The 6,692-nt window shown below is 37.6% G+C and carries 8 protein-coding genes; 6 read left to right on the top strand and 2 right to left on the bottom strand.

From position 1 onward, the window contains the following. Nucleotides 1-995 precede the first annotated feature (995 nt). On the top strand, nt 996-1,598 hold the full coding sequence (locus LC605_RS30220) for a hypothetical protein (RefSeq protein ID WP_229551116.1): 603 nt from the start codon (nt 996-998) through the stop codon (nt 1,596-1,598). A 40-nt stretch (nt 1,599-1,638) separates the two neighbouring features. Here the strand turns inward: LC605_RS30220 and LC605_RS30215 are convergent, their stop codons facing one another. Continuing rightward, nucleotides 1,639-1,944 (bottom strand): type II toxin-antitoxin system RelE/ParE family toxin, encoded by a 306-nt coding sequence (locus tag LC605_RS30215; protein ID WP_229551115.1) that lies wholly within the window; start codon nt 1,942-1,944, stop codon nt 1,639-1,641. Then, nucleotides 1,941-2,210 (bottom strand): type II toxin-antitoxin system ParD family antitoxin, encoded by a 270-nt coding sequence (locus tag LC605_RS30210; RefSeq protein WP_229551114.1) that lies wholly within the window; start codon nt 2,208-2,210, stop codon nt 1,941-1,943. Before LC605_RS30210 ends, LC605_RS30215 begins: the two co-directional genes overlap by 4 nt. 45 nt (nt 2,211-2,255) lie before the next feature. Between LC605_RS30210 and LC605_RS30205 the strand changes: the two genes are divergently transcribed. The 5 genes from LC605_RS30205 to LC605_RS30185 all read left to right on the top strand — a co-directional run bounded on the left by LC605_RS30205 (nt 2,256) and on the right by LC605_RS30185 (nt 6,617). After that, entirely contained in the window at nt 2,256-2,429 is a 174-nt protein-coding gene (locus tag LC605_RS30205) for a hypothetical protein (protein WP_229551113.1), read from the top strand. A gap of 294 nt (nt 2,430-2,723) precedes the next feature. Continuing rightward, nucleotides 2,724-3,875, top strand: coding sequence for a TaqI-like C-terminal specificity domain-containing protein (locus tag LC605_RS30200; RefSeq protein ID WP_369010377.1), 1,152 nt, complete (start codon nt 2,724-2,726; stop codon nt 3,873-3,875). 58 nt (nt 3,876-3,933) lie between these two features. Continuing rightward, the gene (locus tag LC605_RS30195) at nt 3,934-4,173 is read left to right on the top strand and encodes a hypothetical protein (protein WP_229551111.1); all 240 of its coding nucleotides are present in this window, start codon (nt 3,934-3,936) and stop codon (nt 4,171-4,173) included. Next, nucleotides 4,161-4,604 (top strand): type II toxin-antitoxin system VapC family toxin, encoded by a 444-nt coding sequence (locus tag LC605_RS30190; protein WP_229551110.1) that lies wholly within the window; start codon nt 4,161-4,163, stop codon nt 4,602-4,604. Before LC605_RS30195 ends, LC605_RS30190 begins: the two co-directional genes overlap by 13 nt. A gap of 3 nt (nt 4,605-4,607) precedes the next feature. Further along, entirely contained in the window at nt 4,608-6,617 is a 2,010-nt protein-coding gene (locus tag LC605_RS30185; protein ID WP_229551109.1) for a phospholipase D-like domain-containing protein, read from the top strand. Nucleotides 6,618-6,692 lie beyond the last annotated feature (75 nt).

Below are 6,692 nucleotides of genomic sequence, written 5' to 3'. Positions count from 1 at the left end.
TTAGGCTTTAGGCGTTTAACTCAGTTGGACTCAGTTTGAAAAATAACTGGGGTAATTTATGATGCGTAGATTGTAAGTTCGCGTAAATCAAACGCGAACACTTCTTTTTTGTCCAAAGTCCAATTATCCAGTAACTGACCACTCGAAAGCATTCTTTCTTCTCAAGCCTGATCCATCTCAATCAAATTGGGATTTCCACACTTCAAGTAGAAAATAACAAATCCTCAAACTTTACCCAAGAGCGATCGCTCTTACAACGAATGCCCACACCGAACTACACCAGCCATCCACGAACTGCGGTATGGGTCAGTTAACGAAGCGAAACAATTGGTGGGAGGACAGATTGCGGGAAAAAGCGACTGTGCTAATGGTGCTGTAAGAGTGTAAATTATAAGAGAAGCTTTTGCTACTTGTTAATCACTAGTATATTCATACTACTAAATACCTTACAGATAACAGTCGTTATCAGTAAACCAAAAAGTTTTTTAGAAGTCTTACCATCTGGACATTTCAGCTAAAGCCAGGGATATAACAAAACTCACAAAACAAGGTTAAATTGAGCATTTCAGACGATGCCTCTAGTTACCTTGAAGCGACACCGAATAGCCCTTCGTAGACATCGCTACTTGTTTCCACATCAACACGAAGCACGCTAAATGCTAAATTTTATTTAGCCACCCAGCAGGAGTTTTCTTTTTCTTATGTGGTTCTGGTCTGCCGATTCAGTAGAACAAGAATTATTTGATTTGTACGCTCCAGGTCTGCGAACGCTTGGCGTAAATTTTAATGACGACTGTACAAATTAACCATAATATGTATTATGCAAAATGACCATTTCAGGCGCTGAAAAAAATTCTGACTTAGTCTCACATTGAGTATGCTAGGTGTTCAATATGGCTCAAAAGCCCAAGTTTCGTATAGTACAGATGTATGATGCGTAAGTCCTAAAGCTATAAATCAGTAAAAATGCTGTAATTTAGGGTTTTGGAGCGTGTATGGATAAAATTTTAGAGCAATCAATTAGCCAGTTATTAGCACTGGTCACTTTCTTTGCTTTCCCTGCAATCCAATATCTCTTACTAAAATGGGCAGCCCGAAGAGAAGGACTACCAAGGCTTGGATATTTGCCTGAATACGGATTTAGATTAGCAATTCGGAACATACCCAGGAGAAGATTTCTTAAGGAGATTAAATATAAAGTTTTTCTGAGAAGTCTAGTTCCACCATCAAGAGGATCAACAGCTTATACCTTCTACGACACAGACATTGTTTGCAGAGAAGAATTTTTTGTATTTCCAAATTCAGACCTAACCATGTTGAGTTTTCAATTACATGGCGATGAAGAAGAAAATATAAATTTTGTCGTAACAGATAAACTTGGCAACAAAATTCAAAATGGAATACCACTAAACAAAGTTGAAAAACTAATTTGCGATTATTCGGCTACAATTGACAACTTTTTCAACTTTGATATTAAAGTTGAAAAACGAGTTGTTATCGAATATTCTTCTTTAGTAAAGATGTGGAATGAAACTCATTTAGGATGTGAAACCTTCAAAGCATTCGAGGTTGACTATATCCTAAATCCTGGTCATTAGAGCAGGCTAAAAACTGAGCTAAAACTATGTGAATACCTAATTATTCCCCAGCAAGTTCTCGCACAATATCCATGTTTGCAGCGAGTACGCGCACGATTTCAACAGGATTTTCCCCTCGATAGATCAGGAAATAGCGGGGATGCACCAACCAGAAACGAACGGGTAACGGGGTCAAGTCAGAACGATACTGCCCTATTCTGGGGTTATCTGTCAGCAATTCACAGGCAGAAAGCAGTTTATCAAGCATCCGTTCGGCAGCATCTAGATTATCTCGCGCAATATAAGCGTAAATCAAAGCCAAGTCTTCTTCTGCTTGCTCGGAGAGAACATAAGGTTTTGGGTTCATGAGTCGGATTTTTTCATCAACTTTTGCGCCTTGTTGCGAATGCGATCGCGTGCGCCAGAAGCACTCAGAGTTTGGCCATTGTCAAGCTCTCCTAAACCAATGGCAATCTGTTGATTGAGCCACAGTTTATATTCCTCGGAATGGTCGTTAAAACGTTTTAACAGACGTAATCCTTCCCGAATCACTTCACTTTGAGAATGGTACAAACCAGACTCAACCTGTTTCTGCACGAACGCTTCTAGCTCAGGAGTCAGGGAAATATTCATTTATGCCTCACTTTATAACCAGAATAGCTATTATAATAACAGTTTTTGTTATTACTGGCTTTGCAGTTGTCTTTGCAACACGTCGATATAGACGATACTGAGGAACTCATCACTATCCAAGAAGAACTCAAACAACTTAGCGATCGCATAAAAAGAATTTTTCCGCCAACTCATCCACAATTTGATAACGTGTTTGGTATTGAGCCAAGATATGAGTAAAAACCTGCAATATGGTCTGGAAACTCTTGCTATATATAGGTTTTAGCTATTTTTAAGTAAAATCAGCAGGAGAGCGCAAATCTTGGGTATGTATCGCTACAAAAACTGGAGTATTTATTAATTTTATTTACAGCAAAGACGATGAGTATCTATTGGCGTGAATTATCTGAAACTCTTACAGGTAATGGATTATAGCTCAAAGCATTAGCCTCCTACCACAGAGTATTTATAATTCTCTTTGGTAGCGCCTCAGAAACGCTCAAACTTATATAGAGCAAGGCTTTTCAGACCATCTTGCTGCTTTTTACTTGTATCTCGGCTCAATACCATAACGGCACATCTGATTTATATTGTTTCTTTTACACCCGTGCTTTGCAACTTTTGAAACCTAGCGGAATGTTAAGTTTTATTTCTTCTAATAAGTGGTTTCGTGCTAAGTATGGGGATAAATTGAAAAAGTATATTGCTGATACTTGCCAAGTTTATAGTATTACTGATTTTGGCGATTTACCAGTATTTAAAAGTGCTGCTGTCTTAGTGATGATTTTTGTTGCTCAGAATAAAAAAACAGATGGTATTTTATCTACCTTCACACAAGTCAAATCTTTGAAATCACCTTATCCCGATGTCAAGCAAATTATTCTAAATAGTGGACATATTTTACCTTCTGATGCCTTCAAAGGTGCAAACTGGACTTTGACTAATGCAACTTCCGCCAATCGTCTAAGAAAGATGGAAAAAGCAGGTCTTCCATTAAATCAATACATCAATGGTAAAATTTATTATGGAGTGAAAACAGGCTTCAATAAAGCATTTTTGATTGATGGACAAAAACGTGCAGAACTGATTGCAAAAGACTCTAAAAGCGCAGAAATTATTAAGCCATTAGCCGTAGGTGATGACATTCGTAAATGGCACTTAGAATCAACAAAACGTTGGCTTGTTTTTACGCATATAGGCATTAATATAAAGCTCTATCCTGCTATATTTTCACATTTAAAGCAATGGCAAATAGAATTAGAAAAGCGTTATGACAAAGGTAATCATTGGTGGGAACTTCGTTCATGTGATTACTATGCTGCATTTGATAAGCCTAAAATTATGTATCCAGTTATTGCAAAAGAGTCACGCTTTGCTTTTGATACAACAGGTGCATTAACTAATGATAAAGGTTTTATTATTCCTGTCTCTGACCTCTATCTTATTGGGGTACTTAACTCATCAGTTGTATGGGAATACCTTCAGAGTCAGTGTTCTGAACTTTTAGGTAAAAGTTTAGAGTTACGCAGTATATATATGAATAAAATTCCTATTCCCAACGCTTTAACTACCGATCGCCAAGCAATATCTAAACTAGTCCAAAAATGCCTTGATGCAAAAGGTGTAGAGTGTGAAGCATGGGAGAAAGAAATAGATGAGCGAGTCGCCGCCCTCTATGGACTGTAGGACAATAGAGAAAAGAACAATCTCGCCTATAGTATTAAGAAATGTTGAGGGAAAAGCCATGCAATCAGCTTTACGTATCACAACCAAAGTTTTACCAGGAAACAAAATAGAAATTGAAATTCCAGAAGCTGAGATTGGCGATAGCGTTGATGTATTTGTGATTTTACCAGAAAAAGCTGAACCAAAGCGTCGTTCTGTACTGGACATTATAGAAGAAAGCCGTAGGAGACACCCTTCTCGAACTGCTGAGGATATAGACAGACAACTACAAGAAGAACGCTTATCATGGGACAGCTAATACTTCCAACAAGTGGCTCTATTTATATAGATACTTCTGTGGCTATTTATACCATTGAAGGCAACCCTGATTATTACTCTCTTCTGCAACCACTATGGTCTAAGTTTTATGCCGGAGAAATTCAAATCATTAGCAGCGAACTAATATTAATGGAGGTTTTAGTTGTTCCCTTACGTAATGCTAATAATTCTTTAGTAGCAGACTATGAGGAACTATTATTATCATCTCAAGTGCAGTTAATTTCTATTAGTCAATTAATCCTGCGACAAGCTGCTAATCTTCGGGCTACAAGTAACCTCAAAACACCCGATGCTATTCATGCTGCTACAGCTTTATCTGTTAGTTGTAACCAATTTATCAGCAACGATAAAGGCTTTCGTAATGCTCCGGGTTTACCTGTTGTTATCCTCAGTGAAGTTTTAGCATCTTGAACAATGCCTACCCACGATATTATAGACAACCGCAACCAAAAATTAGTAGACCAAATTAAACGCATTCTCGACTCAACAGAAGCGGCACATTTTGCGGTAGGTTATTTTTTCCTTTCTGGCTTTACTGCCATTGCAGAACGCCTCACTAGGATTAAAGAATTACGCCTGTTAATTGGCAATACTAGCAACCGCGAAACCATCGAGCAAATCGCCCAAGGATACCGAAGATTAGAATTGATTGAAGATCAAATCGAAGCACAGAAATATCCGAAGCGTAGTGAAGAAAAGCGGATGGCGAATGAAACAGCAGCCAATATCCGTTCTAGTATTGAATTAATGGATCAGACGGATGAAGCCGAGATGCTGGTTAAAAACTTAGTGCAAATGATAGAGGAAAAACGGCTTCATGTCCGCGTTTACACAAAAGGAACTTTACACGCCAAAGCTTATATTTTTGATTACGGTACTGTTTATGATAACAAAGGTAGAGCTTTAGAGCGTCAAGAAAAAGGGATTGCTATTGTAGGTTCATCCAATCTTACCCTTTCTGGTATTACCCATAATACCGAACTGAATGTAACCATCCACGGAAACGATAACCATACAGAATTAACTCATTGGTTTGATGAATTGTGGAATGAAGCTCAAGAATTTAATGAAGTATTAATGAGAGAGATGAAACAATCTTGGGCGGGTTCTATAGTCCGTCCTTATGATGTTTACTATAAGACTCTCTACGCTTTAGTCAAAGATAGATTAGAAGATACTGCACCAAAAGATTTAATTATAGAAGATGAAATTAGTAAACAATTAGCAGATTTTCAAAAAGTAGCTGTTAATAATGCCGTCCAAAATATCAGAGATTATGGCGGAGCTTTTGTTTCTGATGTAGTAGGGTTAGGAAAGAGTTTTATTGGTGCTGCAATTATTAAAAGATTTGAACAAGTAGAACGCGCACGTTCTTTAATTATTTGCCCTGCACCACTTATAGAAATGTGGGATAGATATAATGAAGTTTACCAGTTAAATGCTCGTGTCCTTTCAATGGGAATGTTGAAAGAAGATGATGATGGAGACGTGAAAGCATTATTAAATGACTTTAGATTTCAAGATAGAGATTTTGTACTTATAGACGAAAGTCATAACCTGCGAAATAATAATACTCAAAGATATAAAGTCGTAGAAGCATTTTTAGGTGCGGGTAAACGTTGTTGCTTTTTGACAGCTACTCCTCGAAATAAGAGTGCTTGGGATATTTATCACCAGTTAAAATTATTTCATCAAGATGATAAAACTGATTTACCAATAGACCCACCTAATTTAAAAGAATACTTTCAATTAGTAGAAAAGGGTGCGAAAAAATTACCAGAGTTACTTTCTCATATCCTTATCCGCCGTACCCGCAACCACATTTTACGTTTTTATGGTTTTGATTCAAAAACTCATCAACAAGTTGACCCAGCTAACTTTAAAGAGTACCTAGACGGAACCCGACGCGCTTATGTCATCGTTGGTGGTAAACATCGCTTTTTCCCCAAACGCGAACTAGAAACCATTGAATACAGCATTGAGGACACATACCAAGGACTGTATCAGGATTTACGGCAATATATGGGTAAGTCCCGCAAGCGTCAACTGGTTAAACCACCCACAAACGAACTTAGCTATGCACGTTATGGGCTGTGGAACTATGTTTTAAAAGACAAACAAAAGCAAGAACCTTATAACACTTTGCAACGTGCAGGTTCTAACCTCCGGGGTTTGATGCGGGTATTATTATTTAAGCGTTTTGAATCGAGTGTTTACGCTTTTCAAGAAACTATCAAAAAATTATTAATAGTGCATGAAAGATTTTTAAAAGCACTATCTCAAGGATTTGTACCCGCCGGAGAAGAAGCCCAAACTCTGCTGTCGGAAGATTATAATCAAGCAGAAGAACAAGATTTGATGGACGCATTAAAACATTGGACTTTGGACAAAAAAGAAGTGTTCGCGTATGTATTACGCGAATAAATGATTAATCTTGTTTATAGTTACCAGCAAAAAAAAAGCATAGCCACCAGAACCCCAAGGTATAGTAATATAAAC

Source organism: Nostoc sp. CHAB 5836 (genome assembly GCF_020829445.1).
In the GTDB taxonomy this organism is placed as follows: Bacteria; Cyanobacteriota; Cyanobacteriia; order Cyanobacteriales; family Nostocaceae; genus Nostoc.
Note: the sequence above shows the minus strand (reverse complement) of the source record. Positions and strands in the feature narration are given on the sequence as shown.

What these genes read in the sequence shown, in the direction of transcription:
- LC605_RS30220 (WP_229551116.1), top strand. Translation starts at nt 996, where the DNA reads ATGGATAAAATTTTAGAGCAATCAATTAGCCAGTTATTAGCACTGGTC.
- LC605_RS30215 (WP_229551115.1), bottom strand. Translation starts at nt 1,944, where the DNA reads ATGAACCCAAAACCTTATGTTCTCTCCGAGCAAGCAGAAGAAGACTTG.
- LC605_RS30185 (WP_229551109.1), top strand. Translation starts at nt 4,608, where the DNA reads ATGCCTACCCACGATATTATAGACAACCGCAACCAAAAATTAGTAGAC.
- LC605_RS30190 (WP_229551110.1), top strand. Translation starts at nt 4,161, where the DNA reads ATGGGACAGCTAATACTTCCAACAAGTGGCTCTATTTATATAGATACT.
- LC605_RS30195 (WP_229551111.1), top strand. Translation starts at nt 3,934, where the DNA reads ATGCAATCAGCTTTACGTATCACAACCAAAGTTTTACCAGGAAACAAA.
- LC605_RS30210 (WP_229551114.1), bottom strand. Translation starts at nt 2,210, where the DNA reads ATGAATATTTCCCTGACTCCTGAGCTAGAAGCGTTCGTGCAGAAACAG.